The 22,101-nt window shown below is 68.8% G+C and carries 20 protein-coding genes; 8 read left to right on the top strand and 12 right to left on the bottom strand.

Going from position 1 to position 22,101, the window contains the following annotated elements; genetic code table 11:
* Positions 1-561 (top strand): helix-turn-helix domain-containing protein, encoded by a 561-nt coding sequence (locus LVQ62_RS05750; protein ID WP_233766351.1) that lies wholly within the window; start codon positions 1-3, stop codon positions 559-561.
* A 106-nt stretch (positions 562-667) separates the two neighbouring features.
* Here LVQ62_RS05750 and LVQ62_RS05745 read toward each other — a convergent pair whose 3' ends face one another.
* From LVQ62_RS05745 to LVQ62_RS05735, 3 genes are read right to left on the bottom strand one after another with little or no spacing between them, the layout of a single operon-like run.
* A complete protein-coding gene (locus tag LVQ62_RS05745) occupies positions 668-1,405 on the bottom strand; it encodes a sirohydrochlorin chelatase (protein ID WP_255696537.1) in 738 nt (245 codons plus the stop codon).
* Positions 1,369-1,935 (bottom strand): orotate phosphoribosyltransferase, encoded by a 567-nt coding sequence (gene pyrE, locus LVQ62_RS05740; RefSeq protein ID WP_233766332.1) that lies wholly within the window; start codon positions 1,933-1,935, stop codon positions 1,369-1,371. The genes LVQ62_RS05745 and pyrE overlap by 37 nt, the downstream gene beginning before the upstream one ends.
* 21 nt (positions 1,936-1,956) lie before the next feature.
* On the bottom strand, positions 1,957-2,739 hold the full coding sequence (locus LVQ62_RS05735; protein ID WP_233766330.1) for an SDR family oxidoreductase: 783 nt from the start codon (positions 2,737-2,739) through the stop codon (positions 1,957-1,959).
* 155 nt (positions 2,740-2,894) lie between these two features.
* On the opposite strand from LVQ62_RS05735, the gene LVQ62_RS05730 reads away from it, so the two are divergent.
* Both LVQ62_RS05730 and LVQ62_RS05725 read left to right on the top strand, forming a co-directional pair.
* The gene (locus LVQ62_RS05730) at positions 2,895-5,006 is read left to right on the top strand and encodes an alkaline phosphatase family protein (RefSeq protein ID WP_233766321.1); all 2,112 of its coding nucleotides are present in this window, start codon (positions 2,895-2,897) and stop codon (positions 5,004-5,006) included.
* On the top strand, positions 5,003-5,626 hold the full coding sequence (locus LVQ62_RS05725) for a hypothetical protein (RefSeq protein WP_233766318.1): 624 nt from the start codon (positions 5,003-5,005) through the stop codon (positions 5,624-5,626). The genes LVQ62_RS05730 and LVQ62_RS05725 overlap by 4 nt, the downstream gene beginning before the upstream one ends.
* 83 nt (positions 5,627-5,709) lie before the next feature.
* Here LVQ62_RS05725 and LVQ62_RS05720 read toward each other — a convergent pair whose 3' ends face one another.
* Together LVQ62_RS05720 and LVQ62_RS05715 are read right to left on the bottom strand one after the other, a co-directional pair.
* Positions 5,710-6,117 carry a hypothetical protein gene (locus LVQ62_RS05720; protein ID WP_233766316.1) on the bottom strand — a complete coding sequence of 136 codons (408 nt, stop codon included), beginning with the start codon at positions 6,115-6,117 and terminating at the stop codon, positions 5,710-5,712.
* Complete coding sequence (locus LVQ62_RS05715; RefSeq protein WP_179483110.1) at positions 6,114-6,347, bottom strand: hypothetical protein; 234 nt, start codon at positions 6,345-6,347, stop codon at positions 6,114-6,116. Before LVQ62_RS05715 ends, LVQ62_RS05720 begins: the two co-directional genes overlap by 4 nt.
* 238 nt (positions 6,348-6,585) lie before the next feature.
* Here LVQ62_RS05715 and LVQ62_RS05710 point away from each other — a divergent pair, with 238 nt between their 5' ends.
* Together LVQ62_RS05710 and LVQ62_RS05705 are read left to right on the top strand one after the other, a co-directional pair.
* The gene (locus tag LVQ62_RS05710; RefSeq protein WP_233766310.1) at positions 6,586-7,374 is read left to right on the top strand and encodes an exodeoxyribonuclease III; all 789 of its coding nucleotides are present in this window, start codon (positions 6,586-6,588) and stop codon (positions 7,372-7,374) included.
* Between the two features lie 64 nt (positions 7,375-7,438).
* The gene (locus tag LVQ62_RS05705) at positions 7,439-8,002 is read left to right on the top strand and encodes a superinfection immunity protein (RefSeq protein ID WP_233766308.1); all 564 of its coding nucleotides are present in this window, start codon (positions 7,439-7,441) and stop codon (positions 8,000-8,002) included.
* An 18-nt stretch (positions 8,003-8,020) separates the two neighbouring features.
* On the opposite strand, the gene LVQ62_RS05700 is transcribed toward LVQ62_RS05705, so the two are convergent.
* From LVQ62_RS05700 to LVQ62_RS05690, 3 genes are all read right to left on the bottom strand, one after another.
* Entirely contained in the window at positions 8,021-9,046 is a 1,026-nt protein-coding gene (locus LVQ62_RS05700) for a DUF2891 family protein (RefSeq protein ID WP_233766305.1), read from the bottom strand.
* An 88-nt stretch (positions 9,047-9,134) separates the two neighbouring features.
* On the bottom strand, positions 9,135-9,635 hold the full coding sequence (locus LVQ62_RS05695) for a hypothetical protein (RefSeq protein WP_233766303.1): 501 nt from the start codon (positions 9,633-9,635) through the stop codon (positions 9,135-9,137).
* An 86-nt stretch (positions 9,636-9,721) separates the two neighbouring features.
* A complete protein-coding gene (locus LVQ62_RS05690) occupies positions 9,722-10,903 on the bottom strand; it encodes an esterase family protein (RefSeq protein ID WP_233766301.1) in 1,182 nt (393 codons plus the stop codon).
* Positions 10,904-11,010: 107 nt separating this feature from the next.
* Here LVQ62_RS05690 and LVQ62_RS17735 point away from each other — a divergent pair, with 107 nt between their 5' ends.
* Positions 11,011-11,460, top strand: coding sequence for an NAD(P)/FAD-dependent oxidoreductase (locus LVQ62_RS17735; RefSeq protein ID WP_233766299.1), 450 nt, complete (start codon positions 11,011-11,013; stop codon positions 11,458-11,460).
* A 1,072-nt stretch (positions 11,461-12,532) separates the two neighbouring features.
* Here LVQ62_RS17735 and LVQ62_RS05680 read toward each other — a convergent pair.
* Complete coding sequence (locus LVQ62_RS05680) at positions 12,533-14,134, bottom strand: MFS transporter (RefSeq protein WP_233766297.1); 1,602 nt, start codon at positions 14,132-14,134, stop codon at positions 12,533-12,535.
* Between the two features lie 52 nt (positions 14,135-14,186).
* The gene (locus LVQ62_RS05675; RefSeq protein ID WP_233766295.1) at positions 14,187-14,915 is read right to left on the bottom strand and encodes an LppX_LprAFG lipoprotein; all 729 of its coding nucleotides are present in this window, start codon (positions 14,913-14,915) and stop codon (positions 14,187-14,189) included.
* A 124-nt stretch (positions 14,916-15,039) separates the two neighbouring features.
* Here LVQ62_RS05675 and LVQ62_RS05670 point away from each other — a divergent pair, with 124 nt between their 5' ends.
* Complete coding sequence (locus LVQ62_RS05670) at positions 15,040-15,891, top strand: alpha/beta fold hydrolase (protein WP_233766293.1); 852 nt, start codon at positions 15,040-15,042, stop codon at positions 15,889-15,891.
* A gap of 79 nt (positions 15,892-15,970) precedes the next feature.
* Here LVQ62_RS05670 and clpB read toward each other — a convergent pair whose 3' ends face one another.
* Positions 15,971-18,544 (bottom strand): ATP-dependent chaperone ClpB, encoded by a 2,574-nt coding sequence (gene clpB / locus LVQ62_RS05665; protein WP_233766290.1) that lies wholly within the window; start codon positions 18,542-18,544, stop codon positions 15,971-15,973.
* Positions 18,545-18,772: 228 nt separating this feature from the next.
* Complete coding sequence (locus LVQ62_RS05660) at positions 18,773-19,879, bottom strand: hypothetical protein (protein ID WP_233766288.1); 1,107 nt, start codon at positions 19,877-19,879, stop codon at positions 18,773-18,775.
* Between the two features lie 231 nt (positions 19,880-20,110).
* On the opposite strand from LVQ62_RS05660, the gene LVQ62_RS05655 reads away from it, so the two are divergent.
* Positions 20,111-22,081 carry a primary-amine oxidase gene (locus tag LVQ62_RS05655; protein WP_233766286.1) on the top strand — a complete coding sequence of 657 codons (1,971 nt, stop codon included), beginning with the start codon at positions 20,111-20,113 and terminating at the stop codon, positions 22,079-22,081.
* Positions 22,082-22,101 lie beyond the last annotated feature (20 nt).

The raw sequence follows: 22,101 nt of genomic DNA, 5'->3' as shown, positions 1-22,101 counted from the left end.
ATGACGCGACGGGAGCGGACGGAGCGCACGCTCACCGATGTCCGTGCGCTGCGCGCACTGGCGCATCCGGTGCGTCAGCAACTCGTCGAGGACGTGCTGAGCACGGACGAGCCTCTCACGGCGACGGAGGCTGCGGCCCGGTGCGGGATCACCCCGTCGGCGATGAGCTACCACCTGCGCGCGCTGGAGAAGTGGGGGATGGTCGAGCGGGTCGACTCCGGCGACGGGCGCGAACGGCCGTGGCGCAAGACCGCGGACGGGTTCAAGATCGACAACTCGGACGGCGCCGACATGCCGCTCGCCGAGCAGGAGACGGTGGTCACCGAGTTCCTGCGATCTGCCACTCAGAACCTGGTGTCCGGGATGCGCGAGGACGACGACTCGCTGACGCTCTGGCGCGCGAGCCTGCTGCTCACCGAGCAGGAGACCAACGAGCTGGACGCCGAGCTCTCCCGGCTTGTCGACAGGTACCGCGACCTGCACGAACCCGGCGACCCGGGCGTGAAGCGGCGTCGTACGTTCTGGCTCAATGCCTCCGCGGAGCCGCGACCGACCGACTGAGGGCCGCCTCCGTCGTCGAACGGAGGGGTCCGGCACAGAGCGGAAGGGTCATGTCCCTTCCGCTCGAGCGTGAAGGCCTCCGCTCGATGGCGAGGAAGGTGGGCGGTCAGTCGAGGGCGGCGCGGTAGCGGGCGACGGCCTGTTGCACGAGCCGCTCGTCGGCGCCGAGGGGTGCGGTGACGAGGTCGGCACCGGCGTGGTGCAGCTTGTCGTGGAAGTGTCCGGGGCCGAGCAGGTAGGCCGCGATGGCGACCCGGCTCGCGCCGTCGGCACGCAGCCGAGCGACCGCTTCGGGGATGCTCGGCGAGCTCGCGGATCCGTAGCCCAACAGCACCGGGCCGGACCCGGCGCGGCGTTCGGCGAAGAGAGCAGCGGCCTGCTCGGCGTCCCGCGCCGCCTGCGGCCGGCTCGAGCCCGCCGCTGCGAAGACCACCGCGTCGCTCGGCTCGACGCCCGATTCGGCGCACCGCGTGATCATCGTGTCGGCGAGCAGGGGCGCCGGGCCGAGCGCACTCGTCGCCCGGGTGCCCGGATGGGCATGGACCACCCGGTCGATGTCGACCTCGACGTGGTAGCCGGTCGAGAGCAGCAGCGGCACGATCACGGGCGGGTCGGACGCGTCGTACAGATCGGCGACGACGTCGCCCGGGCCGGGTGCCCGGACGTCGACGTACGCCGCCTCGACGCGGACGCCAGGTAGCTGCCGGCGGGTCGCGGCGAGCAGATCGAGCACGACCTGCTGACCGGCCGGGTTGGCAGTGCCGTGCGCGCAAAGAACGAGCGGCGGCGTCCGGATCGCGTTGTCGTTCAGGAGATTCCGAGATCGCTCGGGCCGTACGCCCACAGGTAGGGCACACCGCCGTCGGCCTGGATCCGCTCGGCGGCACCGGTCGCGCGGTCGGCGATCACCGCGACGGCGACCACCTCGGCGCCCGCCTCGCGCGCGGCGGTGACCGCGTCGAGCGCGGACCCGCCGGTGGTGGAGGTGTCTTCGACGATCAGCACCCGGCGACCCCGGATCGAGGGACCCTCGACGCGTTGCTGCAGCCCGTGCGACTTGCCCTGCTTGCGCACCACGAACGCGTCCAGCGCCCGGCCGTCGTCGTCGGCGGCAGCCGCGTGCAGCATCGCGGTGGCGACCGGATCGGCGCCCATGGTGAGCCCGCCGACCGCGTCGTACGCGAGATCGCGGGTGAGGTCGAGCATCACGCGGCCGACCATCGGGGCGGTTAGCCCCGAGAGGGTGATCCGGCGAAGGTCGAGGTACCAGTCGGCCTCCTTGCCGGACGACAGCGTCACCCGGCCATGCACGATCGCTCGCTCCTGGATCTGCTGCAGGAGCGAGCGGCGGTCGACTTCCACGGAGTGCGTCACGGCGAAGGAGCCTAGCCGGGGTTACTTCTGCGGGCGGTGGGCGCTCGCCAGGCGGCCGCGGCGTACGAGCGGACGCGGGACCGTGCGCAGCGCGGTGGTGATGACCTTGTACTGCAGCCCGGGCACCGAGATGACCTTGCCCTTGTCGACATCGGCCAGGCAGTCGCGCACGAGCCGGTCGGCCTGCAACCACAGGAACTCCGGCGAGCCCTTGTGGTTGATGCCGGCGCGCTCGTGGAACTCGGTGTGCGTGAAGCCCGGGCACAGGGCCGTCACGGTCACGCCGGTGCCGGCGAGCTCACCGGCGAGGGACTCCGAGAACACGGTGACGTAGGACTTGGCGGCCGAATAGGTGCCCGAGGCCATGAAACTCGCCACCGACGACACGTTGACGATCGCGCCGTGGCCGCGTTCCTTCATCGCGAGCGCCGCCGAGTGCGAGAGCACCATGACGGTGCGCACGAGGATGTCGAGCGAAGCGATCTCGTCCTGCACGTCGTTCTGCAGGAAGCGCTTCTTGAGCCCGTACCCGGCGTTGTTCACGAGCAGATCGACGGGCCGCTGCGGTTCGCTGAGCCGCCAGGCGACCTTCTGTACGTCGAGGGGATCGGTGAGGTCGGCGGTCACCACCTCGACGCTGACGCCGTGCCGCGCCTCGAGGTCGGTCTTGAGGGCCTCCAGCCGGTCGGTGGAGCGCGCGACGACCACCAGGTCGTAGCCGCGCTCGGCGAGCTGGGCGCAGAACGTGGCGCCGATGCCCGCACTGGCCCCGGTGACGAGGGCGGTCTTCGCGTGGTTACTCATGGGTTCGGAGTGTAGGCAGCCTGACGCGCCCGACGTCCGGTCGGCGCCCGCCCAACGGGCTCGAGGCGAGGTACGGGACGGTTCACGCATCGTTCACGCCGGGTTCAGCAAACGACGGTGGCGAGCGCGAATGCACAGTCGTTAGACAGGCCATCATGCGAACCCTCACGACATTCAGCCGGTGGAAGCGACGGGGCGTGACCGCCGTCGTCGCCACTGCGCTGGTCAGCGGCGGCCTCGCGGCCACGTCCGCGGCGTCCACCCCCACGGTCCAGAAGGGCCTCACGATCTCCAGCACGGGCCTGCGTCCCGGGCAGATCAAGCACGTCTGGCTGATCATCCTGGAGAACAAGTCGTACGACGCGACGTTCACCGGCCTCAACCAGAACAGCTACCTGTGGAAGACCCTGCCCAGCCAGGGCGTCCTGCTGAAGAACTACTACGGCACCGGGCACTACAGCCAGGACAACTACATCTCGATGGTGTCCGGGCAGGCGCCCGAGCAGGACACCCAATCGGACTGCAGCGTCAAGGACTTCGACTTCGGTAGCAACAAGGACATCGTCAGGACGGGCGTCGACCGAGGCCAGGTCGCCTCACCGGCGAAGGCGAACGCCGTCAACGGACTGAACGGCTGCACCTACCCCCGCGACACTCCGACCCTCTTCAACCAGCTCGACGCGGCGCACGAGAGCTGGAAGGGCTACGCGCAGGACCTGGGCAACCAGGCCGGCCGCGAGGACGCGGCCTGCGGCGGTCCGGGCACCTCGGCGAACGACCCCACGACCAACCCCCGCTACATGAGCGCCGACCCGGCACACCCGCTGCCGCCGGGCGTCACCAGCCTCACCGGCGCCCAGGCGAACGACCAGTACGTCGCCAAGCACTTCCCCTTCCCGTGGTTCCACGGCGTGACCGGCACCAAGAACGCCGACGGAAGCACCACCCCGGGGTTGACGACGCCGGCCGGCGGTGGCTCGGACTGCGACTCCAAGCACATCGCCAACCTGGACAACTCCGGCAACGGGCTCTTCCACGACCTGCAGAAGTCCTCGACCACCCCGGCGTTCTCCTGGATCACGCCGAACAACTGCAGCGACGCGCACGACGCGATCTGCAAGGGCAACAACCTGTCCGGGTCCTTCTCCTCCACCGGCCAGCCGATCTACCAGTCGCCCACCCCGAACCCGGAGTCGACGACGCCGAAGAACTACACCGGCGGTCTCTACGCCTCCGACCTCTTCCTCAAGTACTACGTGTCGATGATCGAGAAGTCGCCGGCCTTCAAGGACGGCGGTCTGATCGACGTCACGTTCGACGAGGCCAACCCGCCGTTCACCTACACCGGCAACAGCTTCAACAACGCCAACTCCTACGGGCCCACCCAGGGCGACCAGCCGAACGCGACCGCAGGCATCACGGCGGACGCGGCCGGGCAGAACATCAACGGACGCAACGTGGACACCGAGCCGACCGGTCCGAACTCCACGCTGCAGACCGACGCCTCGGGCAACCAGCTCTTCCCCGGCCCCGGCGACAACGGTTTCATCGACCGACCGCCGGCCTGCACCCAGACCACTCCCACCCGAGTGCCGGCGAACTGTGTGCCGGGAATCGTTCGCGGCGGCTCGGGTGACACACCTGGAGCGCGCACGGACGGCGCAGCGGCGGGCGCGAGCTCGTCGTACGTGCTGGACAGCTCGATCGTGGCGGACGACACCGGGCGTGAGGTCACCGACACGACCGACAAGACCGGCCCTGGCGGCGCGAGTCCGATCCCGGCGGGCAGTTTCGTCGGCACGGTGAGCGACACCGGCCCGCAACCGGCCGCCTCGCCGAAGGGCTCGGTCATCGACGGCTCCTTCCAGCTGGTGGACGAGAACGGCAAGCCCGTCACCCCGACCGGTGCGGTGAGCTCGGTCTCGCTCAGCGCCGAAGGTGCGCCCGGCCAGCTGGCCGCCGGTCAGACGGCCGACCCGTTGTACGACGCGAAGGACGCGACGCCCGGCGGCGGCGACACCGGCAGCGTGCTGATCAGCCCGTACATCAAGCCGGGCAGCTCGAGCACGACGTACTACAACCACTACAGCTGGTTGCGCACCATGGAGGACATCTTCGGTGTCGGCCAGGGCAAGGACCACACGCCGCTGACCGTCGGCACCGTGTCGGGCGGGCTGGACGGCAAGGGCCACCTCGGGTTCGCCGCCCAGGCGGGTCTGACGCCGTTCGGTCGCGACGTCTTCAACAACGCTCGGCGCGTTTGGTGAGCGACGCACCGGCCCGCAGGTACGGCGCATACGCGCGTCGTACCTGCGGGCGCGTCGCCCTCGCGCTGGCCGGCGGGGCTCTCACAGTGGCTGCGCTGGGCGGCTGCGGATCGGCTGGCTCCGGTCACACCGCCACCCATCCGGCGGCCCCGCAGACCTACGGGAGCCTGCCGTCCTGGCTGCCGCCGGACCCGGTCCGCGCCGGTGATGTGGCGGTCGGCACCCCGACCCGTCCCGCACTGGCGGCCCAGGGCGACACGGTCGACGTGCGCCCTGCATCCGGGGGCACGGTGCGCGCCACGGTCGTCGGACCGGCAGTCCCCGCCGAGGGGCTGCCGTACGAAACCCCGTCCACGACATGCACCTTCACCGTGACGCTGCACGCCGGCGCGTTGCCGGTGCCGGTGCGGGTGTCGGACTTCGGGACGAGCGATCACCTCGGGGCGACGTACGCCGTGCGCCTCGCGGGGTCACGCAAACCGCCGGCGGTGCTGGCCGCCGGGCGGTCGACGACGTTCCAGCTGCGCACCTCGATGCCCACGGGTGAGGGCGTCATCAAGTGGGCACCGGATTGGCGCCGTGCGGCGGTGTCCTGGGACTTCGTGGTCGAGACCGACTGATCCCGTCCAGGGACAGAGAAACGCTCGAGGGGTGGGGACCTGTCCCCACCCCTCGAGCATGTTCCATCCCCTCGGTGAAGGGATCACGTACGACGTACGACCCGTCGTGCAGCCACGCCGAGGAACGGCAGGAGAGAGCGCGCCGACCGGGGCCGGACGGCCGCGCTGCCGGTGACGACGCGACCGATGACTGACCGCTCTCCGTCCCCGATGCTCACGATCACTCCGCGAGGGCCCTCGACATCGAGATGAAGCTCGGCATCGGCCATGGCGCGGGCCAGCCGACCGATCGCACGCGGACCGCTCACGTCCCCGACCGAGTCCGGCAACGACGCCTGGGTGAGCGCGGACCACATCGCCTGGGGGTGCTCGCTGTGCAGGACCATCCGCCGACCATCACCCGCGAGATGGGAGAAGACGCCGTCGATCTCGATGTCCAGATTGGCGGTCACCGAGAGCGGCCGTTCGCGACTGCCCTCGGTGCGCGTCACTTGGCGGTGGCCTTCTCCGAGGTGGTGATGCGCAGGGTGCCGTTGAGCTTCCAGGAGGCGCGCGCGGCGTCCGCACCGGTGGTCTTCGGCACCTCGACGGTCATGTCGACGAACTGGTAGTCGATCGCGGCGCCGCGACCGGTGAGGTAGGACCACAGGTCCTTGCCCAGGTCGGCGAAGCTGGTGACGTCCGTCGGCTGACCGGACGGCGGGGTCGTGTGCTGGCTCATGGATGCTCCGAACTCGAAAGGATCGCGACAGTCGAACCGCCGCACCGGCACTCGAACGGTGCCAGACATTTTGTACATTAACAGACAATTAGTTCACTAATTTCCAACTTGTCTTCACACCGCCTGCCGCCCTGCCCACCATCGCGCAGAGCCGCGGTTCCGCCGGCGTCGGACCACCGGTCGGGAGGTCCGACCGCGCCACCGGCGGGTGTCGGGGCGGGTCATTAGGGTGGCTCGCGTGCGTATCGCGACCTGGAACGTCAACTCCGTCCGCTCCCGCATCGACCGCGTCATGGGGGTGCTGGAGCGTCACGATCTCGACGTACTGATGCTGCAGGAGACCAAGTGCCGCGACGACCAGTTCCCGGCCATGCCGGTGCAGGCGGCCGGCTACGAGCTCGCGCACGTCGGCTACAACCAGTGGAACGGCGTGGCGGTCATCTCCCGCGTCGGCATCGAGGACGTGCAGGTCGGTTTCGAGGACATGCCGACGTACGGCGGCCCGGCGGTGAGCGAGGCTCGCGCACTGGGGGTGACCTGCGGCGGCGTCCGCGTGTGGTCGCTCTACGTGCCCAACGGCCGCGAGGTCGGGCACGAGCACTACGACTACAAGCTCGACTGGCTCGAACGACTGCGGGTCGACGCGGCGAAGTGGCTCGCCGACGACCCGCAGGATCAGATCGCGCTGGCCGGTGACTGGAACATCGCACCCACGGACGCCGACGTGTGGGACACCGAGTTCTTCGAGGGGCGCACCCATGTGACCCCGCCCGAGCGGGCCGCGTTCCAGGGCATCGTGGACGCCGGGTACGCGGACGTGGTGCGCCCGTACACCTCCGAGCCGCGCACCTTCACCTACTGGGACTACACGCAGCTGCGCTTCCCCAAGAAGCAGGGGATGCGCATCGACTTCGCACTGTGCTCCCCCGCGCTCGCCGCCCGGGTGACCGGGGCGTCCATCGACCGCGAGGAGCGCAAGGGCAAGGGCGCCTCGGACCACGCGCCCGTGCTGGTCGACCTGGACTGAGCTCGGACCGACGCGTCCGCCGGCGCCTAAGCTGGCCACATCGATCGCCTCCAGGGGGACGCAAATGACCGACGACGACCGCACACGGGGCATCCCGCAGACGCCGCACACCAACCCGATCCCGCTGCGCAAACCGCAGCAGCCGCCCACCGATCCGCAGGGTGGGCACTCGGGTGCCGTGGTCTTCGAATCCCCGGCGTCCCAGCCCGTCCAGGGGTATCCGCAGCAGGGGTATCCGCAGCAGGGTCAGGCACACCCGCAGCAGGGCCACGGGTACCCGTCGCCGGGCTATGCGCAACATCCGGCCCCGGGCTACGGACCCGTCCAGGGGTACGCGCCGCAGTACGCGTACGGCTCGACGACGATGGTGGCCCGTCCGGCGCCGAATACCGCCCTCATCGTGGTCGCCTGGGTCGTCGCGGTGATCACGTTCTTCTACATGCTGCCGTGGGCGATCGCGGCGACGCGCGGCAAGTCCAACCAGTTGGCGATCGGCCTGGTCAACTTCCTGCTCGGATGGTCGTTCATCGGCTGGATCGTGGCGCTGGTGATGGCGTGCGGCGCCGAGCACCACCAGACGATCGTGGTCCAGCAGAACAACTACGCGCCGGGGCCGTACCGGCACTGAGCGCCATGGACGACCCGGTCAGGCGGTCGCCGCGAGCAGGGCGAACGACACCAGCCAGTGGGTCGACATGAAATCGCCCGCCACGATCTCGCGTTCGACGTGCGCGACCTGCCGTGCGCTCGCCTGGGCCACGCGACCGGACCGGTCCGGCGGAAGCAGGCCCTGCAGACGGCGAAGCTGCCAGGCACGCGACAGGGCGAGGCCGAAGAGGTGCACCGCATGCCCGTCGGAGCGGTCCCGCACCTCGGGCAGCTCCAGCAGCGGGTCTTCCGGTGCGCCGAGCCCGGGCAGGAACGCCGCCAGCCACGCCTCGTACTCCGGCGCCGGCAGCACCCGTCCCATCAGGTCGGCTTCGCAGAGGGCGGGCGACAGGAAGTCGCTGCCGCCCGGCTCCCACGCCACCGGGTAGCCGCGGTCCGCGCCGAACCATTCGCGAGCGCGTGCCGCGATGGCGTCGGCCACGCCGGGACGCCCCAACGCGGATGCCGCCTCGTGCACCAGAGCAAGCGCGAACGCCGTGTTGGCGTGCGTGCCGTGCCGCACCGGATAGGCGAGTCGAGGCAGCCACGCCAGCACCAGATCGGCGACTACGTCGAAGAGCGGACGGGTCGCGAGCGCCCAACCATGCGCGCCGGGCTCCTCGGACTGCTCGGCCGCGAGCGCGAGCGCGGCGGCCCAGCCCCAGCCGTAGGGCCGCTCGAAGCTCGGGCGCTCGCGCAGGTACGCCGCCTCCCGAGCCAGGTGCTCAGAGGTGAGCCGCGCGTCGAGGACGGCCCGCAGCCGCGCACGACGCTCGGTGCCGAGCTGCTCCGGTGCAAGGGTGAGCAGCCGCACCGCCGACCACTGCATGTGCACCGACGAGTGCCAATCGAGGCAGCCGTGGAACGCCGGGTGCAGACGGTCCGGCGTGACATCGACGTCGTCCGGCCCCAACGACTGGTGCGCGGCGCCGTACGGGTAGGTCGTTGCGAGGACGCTCGCGATGGTGTCGGCCCACTGCGCAGCACATCGCGCGCGCCAGTCGGCGCTTCGGTCGTCGGTCACGCGGATCGCACTCCTCGGGACGGGAGACCCGAACGTACCCGCCGATGAGTCACGGGCACGTGCGGCTCCGGCAGCGACCGTGACCGGATCACCGTGCCGCGGACGGCGTCCTACGGATCTCCCGCACCGCGGTCGGCCACAGGCCGGACCCGGCGATGGCCAGACCGCCGAGCGCGATGGCACTCACCGCGACGTCGACGCTGAGGCGTCCCTGCTTGGCCCAGTAGACGTCCTGCAGATCGATCAGCAGCGCTGCCTCGTCAGCGATCAGGGCCGTACCGATTCCGTACGCGAGAGCCGTGCTGGGGTGGCGACGGTGCTTTTCCTCGCCCCGAATCGCAACGGCTCCGATGCCGGTCAGGAGCGCGATCCCGATGTTGTAGTGGTGGAAGTGCCGGCCGCCCACGCTGATACCGCCGCCGCTGGGTCCGTGGCCGTCGCGCAGCCAATGGGTGAGGGCACGGACGCCGACGAACGTCCCGGCGAACGACGCCCACGCCAGCGTGGCGGACTGCTCCCCGTCGTCGAGGTGGTCGCCCCAGGCCCGTCGCAGACGAGCTCCCAAGGAAGCGTTCGCGGTCGTCGTCATGTGAGTCCCATCAAGTGCGGTCGGCGGGCGGGCCCCATCGTGACGCTGCTTGCTGGGAGCCTGACGGGAAATGGGTGCTGGGACTCTCAGCCCGGTCGCGGATCGCCCTGGCGTCCTTGCGCCTGGAACGCCGGCTGCTGCGATCCCGCTGCACCCAGGTGGTCCGACAACCATGCAAGGGCGGTCCCGCGCACGGACTGGTAGTCGTGGAAGTTGTGCGCGCCGTTCTTCACCACGACCAGTCGGGCCGTCATCGGGGGCCGGACCAGGCCGATGAACTGCTGCGCTCCCGGCAGGCCTTCGATGCCGGGTTCGAGGGAGCCGATCGTGACCAGGAGCGAGATCGCCGGGGCGGGCAGGTGGGCCAGTCGCCAGTCCAGGTCGTTGAGGTCACGCCGCTCGGTGCTCCCGCCCCACAGGTCTCCCGTGGTGGAGTCGTGACGTGCGTTGTAGTACCCCGAGAGCGAGACGGCGGTGACGAACTGGTGCGGTGCCATCATCGCCAGCTTCGCGGCGCAGTACCCGCCGGTCGACTGTCCCATGACCCCCCAGCCGCCGGACGTGACACGCAGATTGGCATGGAGGTCGGCGGGCACGTCCTGCGTGAGGAATGTGACGACCTGCGGGCCGCCGGGGACGTTCGTGCACTCGGTGTCGCGGGGCAGCACCAGTGACGGGTTCAACATGACCAGGATCATCGGTCGCAGACGGTGGGCCCGGATGCCGTCGAGCAGGGCGCTCGGGAAGCCCAATCGCGTGACCAGCTGCTGCACCTCCCCGGGGTATCCCGGAAAGACCTCGACGACGGGGAAGCGTGCAGACGAGTCCGCCGCGTCGAAGTACTGCGGCGGGAGATAGATCAGGGCGCGGGCGCGCTGGCCGGAGCGCCGCCCGGCCAGCTCGACGGCACCGAGCTCACCCTTCTGTGCGTACTGCTTCGCATCGGACCAGTGGGTGGGTTGCAGCGCGGGTGCGCCCCCGCCCGCGTGGGATTCATCCCAGGCGGAGTGGCCACCGGCCGCGGTGGTGACGACACCGGTGGACCCGCCGAACAGGTCGGACCAGGACCCGTAGAACGAACCCCAGTCGTTGACGGCGAGACCGACCATGACGAGCGCGACCACCTGCGCGCTGAGGACCAGGACCGTGCGCTGTACGACGCCGACCCACCGAGGCCCCCACCGGGGACCTCCCATGACGGCCCCGACCGTTACGACGACCAGGGCGATACCGACGACGACCAGCAGGGGTCCCCCGACCAATGACACAGGCGGATCATAGATACCCCGTCTGATGATTCGGCGAGCAATCGGCGAGAACCACCTGACTCCCGAGGTCCCCGCACCCGTCGTACGCGTGGGTAGCCTGACCGGTCATGGACCCCATGCAGACCCCGGTCGATCACGATGTCGTCATCATCGGCAGCGGCTTCTCCGGCATCGGGATGGCGATCGCCCTGCAGCGGTCGGGCCGTTCGTTCACCGTCCTGGAGAAGGCGCACGACATCGGCGGCACCTGGCGGGACAACCTCTACCCCGGGTGCGCGTGCGACGTGCCGAGCCACCTCTACTCCTTCTCCTTCGAGCCGAACCCGTACTGGTCACGCGCCTACGCCACCGCCGATGAGATCCAGGACTACCTGCTCTACGTCGTGGAGAAGTACGACGTGCGCAAGGACGTGCAGTTCGACGCGCAGGTGACCCGCGGCGTCTACGACGAGAGCCTGCGGGTGTGGCATCTGACCGTCCTCGGCTCCGACGGCGTGCAGACGCACCTGGTCGCGGGCGCGGTCGTCACCAAAACAAACTTTTTACACAGCTGCTAACTACCACATTTCTCCCAGAAGCTGTTTGTTGCTGGCAGGCTGATGCCTTTGGCATCCCACCTGGGATCCCAAGGCACCGTTTATATTTATTTTTAAGAGCCATTTCTCGCCTGCAAAGCACTTGTGCAAGCAATGCCATGCCTGGGCTCCACAGCCTGCCTGACTGTCTTCCCGCTTTTAGCATAGAGATTTTGCCACCAAAAATTCAGCTACAGAAACACTACATTTTTTTTAAGACTTTTAACAACAGCCAGCCAAGACTAGTAACTTTTTATTTTTGAATCTTGAGCCTGGCTGGCTTTAAAGCAATCTTGTCTACCCATTTTCCATGCCTCTGAAAATACATCAACACTGCTACTGCTGTATCTACAGATCACATGCCAGGCACGTTTTAAACACCCATGCTTCCAGATCTTAGCTACAACTCATTTCTGGCATGAGTCTTCTCATTTCTACACTTTAGCATGAGACTTATTTTGTCAGTTCATTTATCTTACACTTTTGGGCTTTCTTTAACTTTGTGTCTTTACAAACTTCTTTCATATCTAAAAAAACCTGTTTTTTGGCTCTCCCTGTATAAAACCACAAAACTGACATCTTTCAAAACTCTGTACTTCTAATTTTACTGTTACCTTTGTGTTCTCAACATTTGATACATTTCACATCTTTTAAGGACAGGCAGTGCCACACCCAACTTCTAATATTTCTATAGCTTCTACTTTCACTTTCTGAACACATTATTTTGACAATAGATCATTTTAATCCAACATGAAAAAACTTTGTTTCTTTACTAAGAAAAAAATACTGTTATTAAAACATACAATTTCTGGTAACCTTAAAATACACAAAGAAACATCCCTGCAAACATATCTTGTATTCACCTTTCCATCATGACTCTGTGTTTTCACATTATGGGTATCTGGAAAATTGCTGTGAACCTGTTGTTCATTCCTTCTACTTTCAAATTTTCATTTCATGTTTTGAATACCCGGCCTATTTATAATTAGCCTTTAAAATAAACAACCTTCTTGAATTCTGGGCTACAAGCATCATTCTCTCAGCTGGGCCAGGCTCACAAGACCATGGTGTCCCGCACTGTCGTGGCTACTGTAAAAACAAAAAATGCGGCGCCCAGGAAGATGGTCTGCACCTGCACGACGGCCGCGGCGGCGATCTGCGTGTCGGTGGCATTCGGGATCTGCGCGACCCGGTCGTAGAACTGGTGCAGGCCGAGCGCCGTCAGCAGATCGAGACCCACCACCATCCCGATCATCCGGCTCACCACGACCAGCGCCGAGACGACGCCCTGCTGATCGGGGGCGGCATCGTGCAGGGCCGCGTCGTTGATGGGCGCGATCGACAACCCGATGCCGAATCCCACCGCGATCAGCACGAACCACGCGGGCAGGCTCTCCAGTGACCCGTTGCCCCACGTGGACATCACGAGCAGACCGACCGCAGCGACCGCGAGGCCGACCGGAGCGATCAACCCGGGCCCGAACCGGTGCAGCAGCAGACCGCCCACGAGTGCGCCGACCGGCACGGCGACGAGGAAGCGCAACAGGATGAGGGCGCCGTCGCGCTCGGTGCTGTGCGCGACGGTGAGCTGCGCGAGCAGCGGGACGTCGACCACGATCGACACCAGCGCGGTGCCGGCGAAGAGCGAGCACGCGAGCGCAGGGGTGACCCGCCGGCGTACGACGCCGGGTGCGACGAGCGGGTCGGAGACGGTCCGTTGCCGCCAGACGAAGAGCCCGGCGGCGACGGCCGCGACGGGCAGCAGCCACAGACCGAGCGGGCCGATCACCTGCTTGGAGGGGTCGGACGTGGCGAAGGTGAGGATGAGGGCGCCCAGCGCGACGCCGATCAGCGCGGCGCCCGGCAGGTCGACCCGGGCGAAGGTGCGCCACAGGAGCGGGACGGTCAGCACGAGCGCGATGGCGAGCGCGATCATCGCCCACACCCCGATCGGCGTGATCATCCGGGAGGTGTGCGCGCCGTACGGCACGAACGGGCCGCCCCAGCGGATCGAGGAGGTGAGCGCCGAGGGCGCGGTCAGGGCGAGCGTGAGCAGGACGGCGCCGGCCACGCCGGCGACCGCGGTGACCGCCGCGACGGGCCGCCACCAACGCGGGCGGGTGCCGGGCGTCGGACGCACCGGTCCCCCGATGACCCGGACGGCGACCGAGAGCAGCACCCCTGCCACGGCGTTCACCCAGAAGATCGCGCGCCAGTCCCAGATCGTCAGGATGAGGGCGCCGAGCAGCGGGCCCACCACGCTGCCGATCTCCTGGACGGCGCCGACCACGCCGAGCGGTGTGCCGCGTTTGCCGGGCGGCCACAGCTGGGCGACCAGGGCGAGGGTGGCGGGGACGAGCCCGCCACCGCCGAGACCCTGCAACACACGGCCGACGACCAGCACGGACAGCTCCGGTGCCATGGCGGTGATCGCCGAGCCCACCACGAAGATGGCCAGGCAGCCGAGCAGGATCCGCTGCCGGTCCAACAGGTCGGCGAGCCGGCCGATCAGCGGGAGCACGGCGACGTAGCCCAGCAGGAAGCCGGAGATGATCGGGGTCGCCTTCTGCAGGGAGTCGATGCCGACCCCGACGCCGGTCATCATGTCGGTGAGCGCGAGGACGACGACGTAGGTGTCGGCGGCTGCGAGCGCCACGGCGATCGAGGCGACCCCGAGGAGCGCCTTCGGGCTTCTCTCGGCGGTTGACCTACGAGGGCTTGCTGACATCGACTTTCTCGCCGTACTTGGTGAAGCGCGTCAGGTACGACGTAGTGCCGCCGGCCGTGTAGAACGGGCCGGTCACGCGGACCTGGCGCAGTTCGTTCGTGCTGGTGATCTCGTACTCCACGTTGTAGTTGAGGCCGGTGGAGTCCTTGCCGAAGCCCAGGGTCTTGTGCACGGCGCTCGAGGGCAGCGTGCCGGTGATGGTCTGCACGGTCTCGCTGCCGTCGCGCTTCTGAGATCCGTACGCGGCGCCCTGGGTGATGGGGAGCAGCGCCGACAGGCCGCCCGGGCCGGACGAGAAGAGCACGTTGGGGTCGGGCGCGCCGTACGTCGAGGGGTTGATCGTGGAGTAGGCCTTCGCGAACGGCAGCTTGGCGTAGACGACGTTGCCGATCGCGACGACGGGGACGCTGGCATTGGCGCCAGCGATCTGGACCCTGAGAGCCCCCTTGAAGGCGGGGGCGTGCGAGCCGTCACCGCTGCCGGACAACAGGCCGCTGGCCGTCGAGGGGACGTTCGCCGAGGAGAGCTCGATGTGGAAGCCGGTCGCGGCGTCCACCACCTTCTTCACCGCCTGCAGCCGCTGCACGGCCGTCTCCCCCGCGGTGGTCCTGGCCGCCGCCTTACCTGAGGTGCTGCTGCATCCGGTGAGCGTGAGAGCACCGACCAGCAGGGTGGAGCCGGCCGCGGACAGGGCGGTGCGTCGTTGCATGCGGTCAACCTATACGCGCGAGTAGGGAAAGGAACTCCTGCTCCGACGTCCGGACCGGCTGCGCGGGTTCCGCGTCGGGGCCCGCGACCGGCGCCGGTGGCGCGGCCGTGGTTGGCTGCCCCTCGTGCCGACAACGACATTCGCCCATCGCACCGTGACCACCGCCGACGGGGCCCGCCTCGCGGCGTACGTCCGCGAACCCCCCGACCCCGAGGCGACCACGGTGGTCCTCTCGCACGGGTGGACCCTCGCGCACCAGTCCTGGGACCTCGTGGCCGAGCGGCTGCCGCGCGACCTGAGAGTGGTGACGTACGACCAGCGGGGACACGGGCATTCGACGTTCGGACGGGGCAGCAAACGCCCGAAGGACGAGTCCGTGCGACGTCTCGGATCCGACCTCGACGCCGTCATCGACCAGTGCGTGCCGGCCGGGTCACCGCTCATCCTCGGGGGTCACTCGATGGGCGGGATGAGCGTGATGGCGTACGCAGGAGCGCACCCCGGCGCGTTCGACGGGCGGGTGCAGCGGGTGCTGCTGACCTCGACCGCCATCAGCGGTCTCACCGGCGCCGGGGTGCGCGGCGAGGCCGTCGCCATGCAGCTGCTCGCCCGCACTCCCGGGCGGATGGGCAGGCTGGTGACCCTGAAGGGTCAGCGCACGCTCTACGGCAAGGACCCCGACCCCGCGCTGCTGGAGAGCTCGCGCGCGCTCACCGCCCGGACGTCGATGCGCGCGTTCGGCGCCTTCCACGGGGCCTTGATGCAGCACGACGAGACCGCTGCCGCCGCGACGCTGGCGAAGGTGCCGGTGACCGTGGTGGTCGGCACCCGCGACCGGCTCACCTCCAAACGGCTCGGCACCGCCCTGGCGAGCGAGATCCCGGGTGCCCGCCTGGAGGTGCTCGACGGCATCGGCCACATGACGCCGTACGAGGTGCCCGATCTGCTGGCCGGACTCCTGGTCGGCACCGCCTGACCCGCTGCGCGCTCGCCGGTTGTCCGCAGATTCGTGTCGACGGGTACACGGAAGTGCGGACAACCGACTCCTAGGGCGGTCAGGCGAGGGTGAGGCTCGGCTCGCCCTGCGGCTTGTCGACCGTGACGGTCGCGCCGTCGAGCACGTCTCCGGCGAGGATCGCCTTCGCCAGCCGGTCGCCGATCTCCTTCTGCACCAGTCGCCGCAGCGGCCGCGCGCCGTACGCCGGGTCGTAGCCCTCGTCGGCCAGCCACTGACGAGCCGAGTCGGTCACCTCCAGCGAGATGCGCCGATCCGACAGGCGCCGGCCCAGGGCCGCGACCTGCAGGTCCACGATGCGCGCCAACTCCGCCTTCGACAGCGGGTCGAAGATGACGACCTCGTCCAGCCGGTTGAGGAACTCCGGCTTGAACGAGGTGCGGACGGCGGTCATCACCGATTCGCGCTTGGCCTCCTGCGACAGCATCGGGTCGATCAGGAACTGCGAGCCGAGGTTGCTGGTCATGATCAGGATGACGTTGCGGAAGTCGACAGTGCGACCCTGCCCGTCGGTCAGCCGACCGTCGTCCAGCACCTGCAGCAGGATGTCGAACGTCTCCGGGTGCGCCTTCTCGACCTCGTCCAGAAGCACCACGCAGTAGGGCCGCCGCCGCACCGCCTCGGTGAGCTGACCGCCCTCCTCGTAGCCGACGTACCCGGGCGGTGAGCCGATCAACCGCGCGACCGCGTGCCGCTCGGAGTACTCCGACATGTCGATGCGCACCATCGCGCGCTCGTCGTCGAAGAGGAAGTCCGCGAGCGATTTGGCCAACTCGGTCTTGCCGACACCGGTGGGTCCGAGGAAGAGGAACGACCCGGTCGGCCGGTCGGGGTCGGCGACACCGGCACGCGAGCGGCGTACGGCGTCCGATACCGACTGGACGGCCGCGGTCTGACCGATCAGCCGCTCGCCGAGGAACTCCTCCATCCGCAGCAGCTTCTCGGTCTCCCCCTCGAGCAGCCGCCCGGCCGGGATGCCGGTCCACGCGGAGATGACCTCGGCGATGTCGTCGGCGCCGACCTCGTCCTTGACCATCAGCCCCTCGCCGGTCGCGCCGGCCGTGGACGACGTCGCCTCGGCGGCCTGCGCGTGCTCGAGCTGCTCCTCCAGCGCCGGCAGGTCGCCGAAGCGGATCTTGGACGCCTCACCGAGGTCGCCGTCCCGCTCCAACCGGTCTGCCTGGGTGCGCAATTCGTCGATCTGCGCCTTGAGGTCGCCGACCCTGTTCAAGCCGGCCTTCTCCGACTCCCACCGGGCGTTGAGCGCCGCGAGCTGCTCCTGACGGTCGGCCAGGTCGGCACGCAGCCGCTCGAGCCGGTCCTTGGACGCCGCGTCGCTCTCGTTCTGCAGGTGCAGCTCCTCCATCCGCAGCCGGTCCACCGCGCGCCGCAGCTCGTCGATCTCGACCGGGGAGGAGTCGATCTCCATCCGCAGTCGGGACGCCGCCTCGTCGATGAGGTCGATCGCCTTGTCCGGCAGCTGCCGCGCAGTGATGTAGCGGTCCGACAGGGACGCCGCCGCGACGAGCGCCGCGTCCGCGATCGCCACCTTGTGGTGCGCCTCGTAGCGCTCCTTCAGCCCGCGCAGGATCGCGATGGTGTCCTCGACGCTGGGCTCGCCGACATAGACCTGCTGGAAGCGCCGCTCCAGTGCGGGGTCCTTCTCGATGTGCTCACGGAACTCATCGAGCGTGGTCGCGCCGACCAGCCGCAGTTCGCCGCGCGCCAGCATCGGCTTCAGCATGTTGCTGGCGTCCATCGCGCCCTCGCCGGTCGCGCCCGCCCCGACGACGGTGTGCAACTCGTCGATGAACGTGACGACCTGGCCGCCGGCGTTCTTGATCTCCTCCAGCACGGCCTTGAGCCGCTCCTCGAACTCGCCGCGGAACTTCGCCCCCGCCACCATCGCGCCGAGGTCGAGGCTCACCAGTCGCTTGTCGCGCAACGACTCCGGCACGTCGCCGGCCACGATCCGTTGCGCCAGACCCTCGACCACAGCGGTCTTGCCGACGCCGGGCTCGCCGATCAGGACCGGGTTGTTCTTGGTGCGGCGCGACAGCACCTGCACCACCCGCCGGATCTCCGAGTCGCGCCCGATGACCGGGTCGAGCTTGCCCTCGCGCGCGACGGCGGTCAGGTCGGTGCCGTACTTCTCCAGCGCGTCGAAGGTGCCCTCCGGCTGCGCCGACGTCACCTTCGCGCCGCCGCGGGTCGCGGGTACGGCGGCCTGGATCGAGTCGGCGTCCAGGCCGAACTCACCCGTGCGGGCGAGCGCCAGCAGCAGGTGGTCGGTGGAGGTGAAGGTGTCGCCCATCGCGGTCATCGCGGCGCGGGCCTGCTCCAGCACGTTGACGAACGTGCGCGACATGCTCGGTTGCGCGACCGAACTCCCGGTCGCGGCCGGCAACGCGGCGATCGCCGTACGCGCGGTGGCAGCCACCGCCGTGGTCGTCGTCCCGACCGCCTCCAGCAGCGGTGCGGTCGTCGTCTCGGTCTGCTCGGCGAGTGCGAGCAGCAGGTGCGCCGGCTCCACCTGCGGGTTGCCGGCGCTCGAGGCGCCCTGGACGGCGGTCGAGACCGCCTCCTGCGCCTTGGTGGTCAGTTGAAGGTCCACATGATCTCCCTGGTCGGACAGCTGTGTACGACGCTCCGCTCCGAGCGTGCCACTCGGCCACCCGTTACGGAATCGTCTTCGGTCATCTGCCAGATGCAACGCAGGGAAAGTTGAGTCAATTCCGCTCAACTAAGACTTTCTCCATGCCCGACGATCGCGGCCTCGGACGCGACGCGCCCACCCACCCGGACCGGGTGGGTGGGCACGCGGCGGCCTGCAGAACCGGCCCTACTGGTTGCCGTCGATCGTCTGACCGCTGGTGTACCGCCCGCCTCCGGTCGCCGACGTACCGGCGAGGGTCCGGCGCGTACCGGTGGTCACGTCGTAGGTGAACACCGTGCCGCCGTTCGCGATGTCCGACACGACGGTCAGAGACGGTCCGCGACTCCCCGTCGGCTCCGCGTAGGACCCCAGGGGAAGGGTGCGGTTCCCCTTCGCAGTGTGCAGCACGAACGGCCCCGAGTCGACCTCGCCGCCGACGTTCGTCACGATGCCGCCCGAGGTGGGCCAGATGCCGCCGGCCGCCTGACCCGGTCCGGCGAGGGCCGTGACGGCGCCGTCGGACCCGACCCGGTAGGTGCGATCGTCGCCGGCCCCGGACCCGCGGCATGCGAGGACGAACGAGCCCGGCGTCCAGGACCGCGTGGGGTCGCACGACCCGTTGACGGCCGGCGAGGGCGGGTTCACCGTCCTGGTGACCTTCCCCGTCGCGGCGTCCCGCAGGTAGAGCTGCTTCCCGCTCTGGAGCAGGGTGCGCCCGTCGGGCGACACCGCGATGCCACGCGGGCCACCGGTCGCGACCGGGACGTCGGCGTAGCGGGTCCGGACCGTTCCCGCGAAGGTGCGGACGGTGACCCCCTTGCCCGAGGCCGGTGCCACCAGGATGCCGTTGCCTGCGAATGCCAGCGTGTAGCCGGTGCCGGCGAGTCGAAAGTTGTACGGCTTCCGGGTGTGCGTGTCCCACGCCGTCACCCGCGTCTGGTCGCCCTGCGAGGTGCTGCCGAAGACCTCCCGGGCCGTGATCACGTAACGGCCTCCGAGGGTGACGTCCTCGATGCGCGCGTCGTCCGAGACGTCGCCCACCTGGACGGTCCCGCCCGCCGGAGAGACCATCACCAGCCGGGCGTGGTCGTCGTCGCGACCGGTCTGGTGCTGCACGGCAGCGGTCCAGCCGATCGCGTTCCCCGTGGCCGGCAGCGTCGCGCTCGGCGACGCAGCGGGGGCGTGCCCGAGGCCGACAGCCGATGCAGACTGCTGGGCCGTGGGGAATGCGACGAGTGCTGCGGCGACACCGAGCGCGATGCCGGTTCGTCGGGAGATGCGTGTGGTGGTCATCGGATTCCTCCGTCTGCGTCGGGCCCTGCCCCGACACCTGGGATGTGCGGACTCCCCCAGTGCACTGCCCACCCGCGCCGTAGGACTACAGGACTGAGTCCTAACCCTGACCGATCCAAAGTCTTAGGCCCTCGCTGGCAGCGGTGCGTGCTCCGAGGCCGCCCCCGTACGGGAGTGCGCGCGCGGTGCGATGCTGGGCGCAGCGCACCCCCACCAGCCGCCAGGAGCACCGTGACCGACGCCGCCACCACGAGCACGGCCCATCCGCTCGACCCCCTGTCGGCAGAGGAGTTCCGGGCCACCACGGCGATCCTGCGGCGTGACAAGGGATTCGGGCCGGGGTGGCGTGTTGCGTCGGTGGAGCTGCGCGAGCCGTCGAAGGATCTGGTCCGCGGGTTCGAACCGGGACAGGACATCGCGCGCGAGGCTCGCGTCGTCCTTTGGGACCGGGCCGACGGGACGGCGTACAAGGGCGTCGTCTCGATCACCGAGGACCGGGTGCTCTCGTGGGAGGCCGTGCCCGGTCACCAGCCCAACGCCACCACCGACGAGTGGCACGACTGCGACCACGCGATGCGCGAACACCCCTCTGTGGCGGCGGCGCTCGCGAGTCGTGGCGTGACCGACATGTCACTGGTGCTGATCGACCTGTGGACCTACGGCGGCTTCCTGGTGCCCGAGCAGTATCGCGGCCGCCGGGTCGGCTGGTGCGACGTCTGGGTGCGAGACGCGCCCACGTCCAACCCGTACGCGCACCCGGTCAGCGGCCTGAAGCTCATCGTGGACATGAACACGATGGAGTTGCTGGAGATCGAGGACCCCGGTGCACCCGCGTCGCTGCCGAACGGGTTCGCGCCCGTCGACGGTGAGTACGCGCCCGAGCACATCGCCGGATACGCCGCCCGCACCGACCGCACGCTGCTGGAGATCACCCAGCCCGATGGGGTGAGCTTCCAGTTGCGGGGCAACGAATTGCGTTGGCAGCGTTGGCGACTGCGACTCGGCTTCAACTACCGCGAGGGCCTGGTGCTGCACCGGGTCGGCTACGAGGACGGCGTCGACGAGGGCGGGCGGCCACGGGTGCGCTCCATCGCCGACCGGCTGTCGTTCGCCGAGATGGTGGTGCCCTACCGCGATCCCACGCCCAACCACGTGCGCCGCACGGCGTACGACATCGGCGAGTGGGGCCTGGGCTTCATGACCCGGTCGCTGGAGCTGGGTTGCGACTGCCTGGGCGAGATCGTCTACGTCGACGCCACCCTGCACGACACCGCCGGCGAGCCGCGTGAGATCCCGCAGGCGATCTGCCTGCACGAGGAGGACGCCGCTGTCCTGTGGAAGCACGTCGACGAGCGGGCCGGCGCGCAGGTGCGCCGGATGCGCCGGCTGGTCGTGTCGTTCCACGTCACCGTCGCCAACTACGAGTACCTCGTCTACTGGCGCTTCTACGAGGACGGCAACATCGAGTGCGAGGTGCGCGCCACCGGGATCATGGTGACCACCCCGTACGACGGTGACACCCCGCCGCCGTACGGCACCGTCGTGGACCACCAGACCTACGCGCCGATCCATCAGCACTTCATCGTGGCCCGCCTCGATCTGGCGATCGACGCGGACGGCGACCCGGACACCGCGGGCAACACCGTCGTGATGTCCGAAACGCAACGGCTGCCGACGGATTCCGGCAATCCCTACGGTCTCGCGCTCACCCAGGCGAATGTGCCGCTGCGCACCGAGTCCGAGGGCCGCCAGGACTACGAGTGGTCCACCCAGCGGTCCTGGAAGGTCACCAACCCGGGCCGCACCAACAAGGTGGGCGGGCCGGTCGCGTACAAGCTCGTGCCGGGTGCCGCGGTGCCGCCGATGTTCGACCCCGACTCCCCCGTGCTGGCGCGGGCGCGCGTCCTCGAGCACGCCGTGTGGGTGACGCCGTACGACGCCGAGGAGCGTTGGCCCTGCGGCGAATTCGTCAACCAGAGCACGGTCGACGAAGGGTTGCCCGCCTGGACGAGTGCAGACCGGTCGATCGAGGACACCGACGTGGTGCTCTGGTACACCTTCGGCATCCACCATGTGCCCCGGATGGAGGAGTGGCCGGTGATGCCGGCCGACACCGTCTCGTTCTGGCTGAAGCCGGCGGGTTTCTTCGACCAGAACCCGGCGCTCGATGTCGCGCCCACACCCGGGAAGGCCTGCCACTGAGATCGCACTCGCGACCGGGC

Source organism: Allobranchiibius sp. GilTou73 (assembly GCF_021391335.1).
Taxonomy (GTDB): domain Bacteria; phylum Actinomycetota; class Actinomycetes; order Actinomycetales; family Dermatophilaceae; genus Allobranchiibius; species Allobranchiibius huperziae.
The sequence above is the reverse complement of the archived record's forward strand: the minus strand, read 5'-3'. Positions and strand labels throughout refer to the sequence as shown.

Coding starts and splice junctions, on each gene's coding strand:
- LVQ62_RS05750 (WP_233766351.1), top strand. CDS start 1: ATGACGCGACGGGAGCGGACGGAGCGCACGCTCACCGATGTCCGTGCG.
- LVQ62_RS05735 (WP_233766330.1), bottom strand. CDS start 2,739: ATGAGTAACCACGCGAAGACCGCCCTCGTCACCGGGGCCAGTGCGGGC.
- LVQ62_RS05730 (WP_233766321.1), top strand. CDS start 2,895: ATGCGAACCCTCACGACATTCAGCCGGTGGAAGCGACGGGGCGTGACC.
- LVQ62_RS05715 (WP_179483110.1), bottom strand. CDS start 6,347: ATGAGCCAGCACACGACCCCGCCGTCCGGTCAGCCGACGGACGTCACC.
- LVQ62_RS05705 (WP_233766308.1), top strand. CDS start 7,439: ATGACCGACGACGACCGCACACGGGGCATCCCGCAGACGCCGCACACC.
- LVQ62_RS05695 (WP_233766303.1), bottom strand. CDS start 9,635: ATGACGACGACCGCGAACGCTTCCTTGGGAGCTCGTCTGCGACGGGCC.
- LVQ62_RS17735 (WP_233766299.1), top strand. CDS start 11,011: ATGGACCCCATGCAGACCCCGGTCGATCACGATGTCGTCATCATCGGC.
- LVQ62_RS05675 (WP_233766295.1), bottom strand. CDS start 14,915: ATGCAACGACGCACCGCCCTGTCCGCGGCCGGCTCCACCCTGCTGGTC.
- LVQ62_RS05660 (WP_233766288.1), bottom strand. CDS start 19,879: ATGACCACCACACGCATCTCCCGACGAACCGGCATCGCGCTCGGTGTC.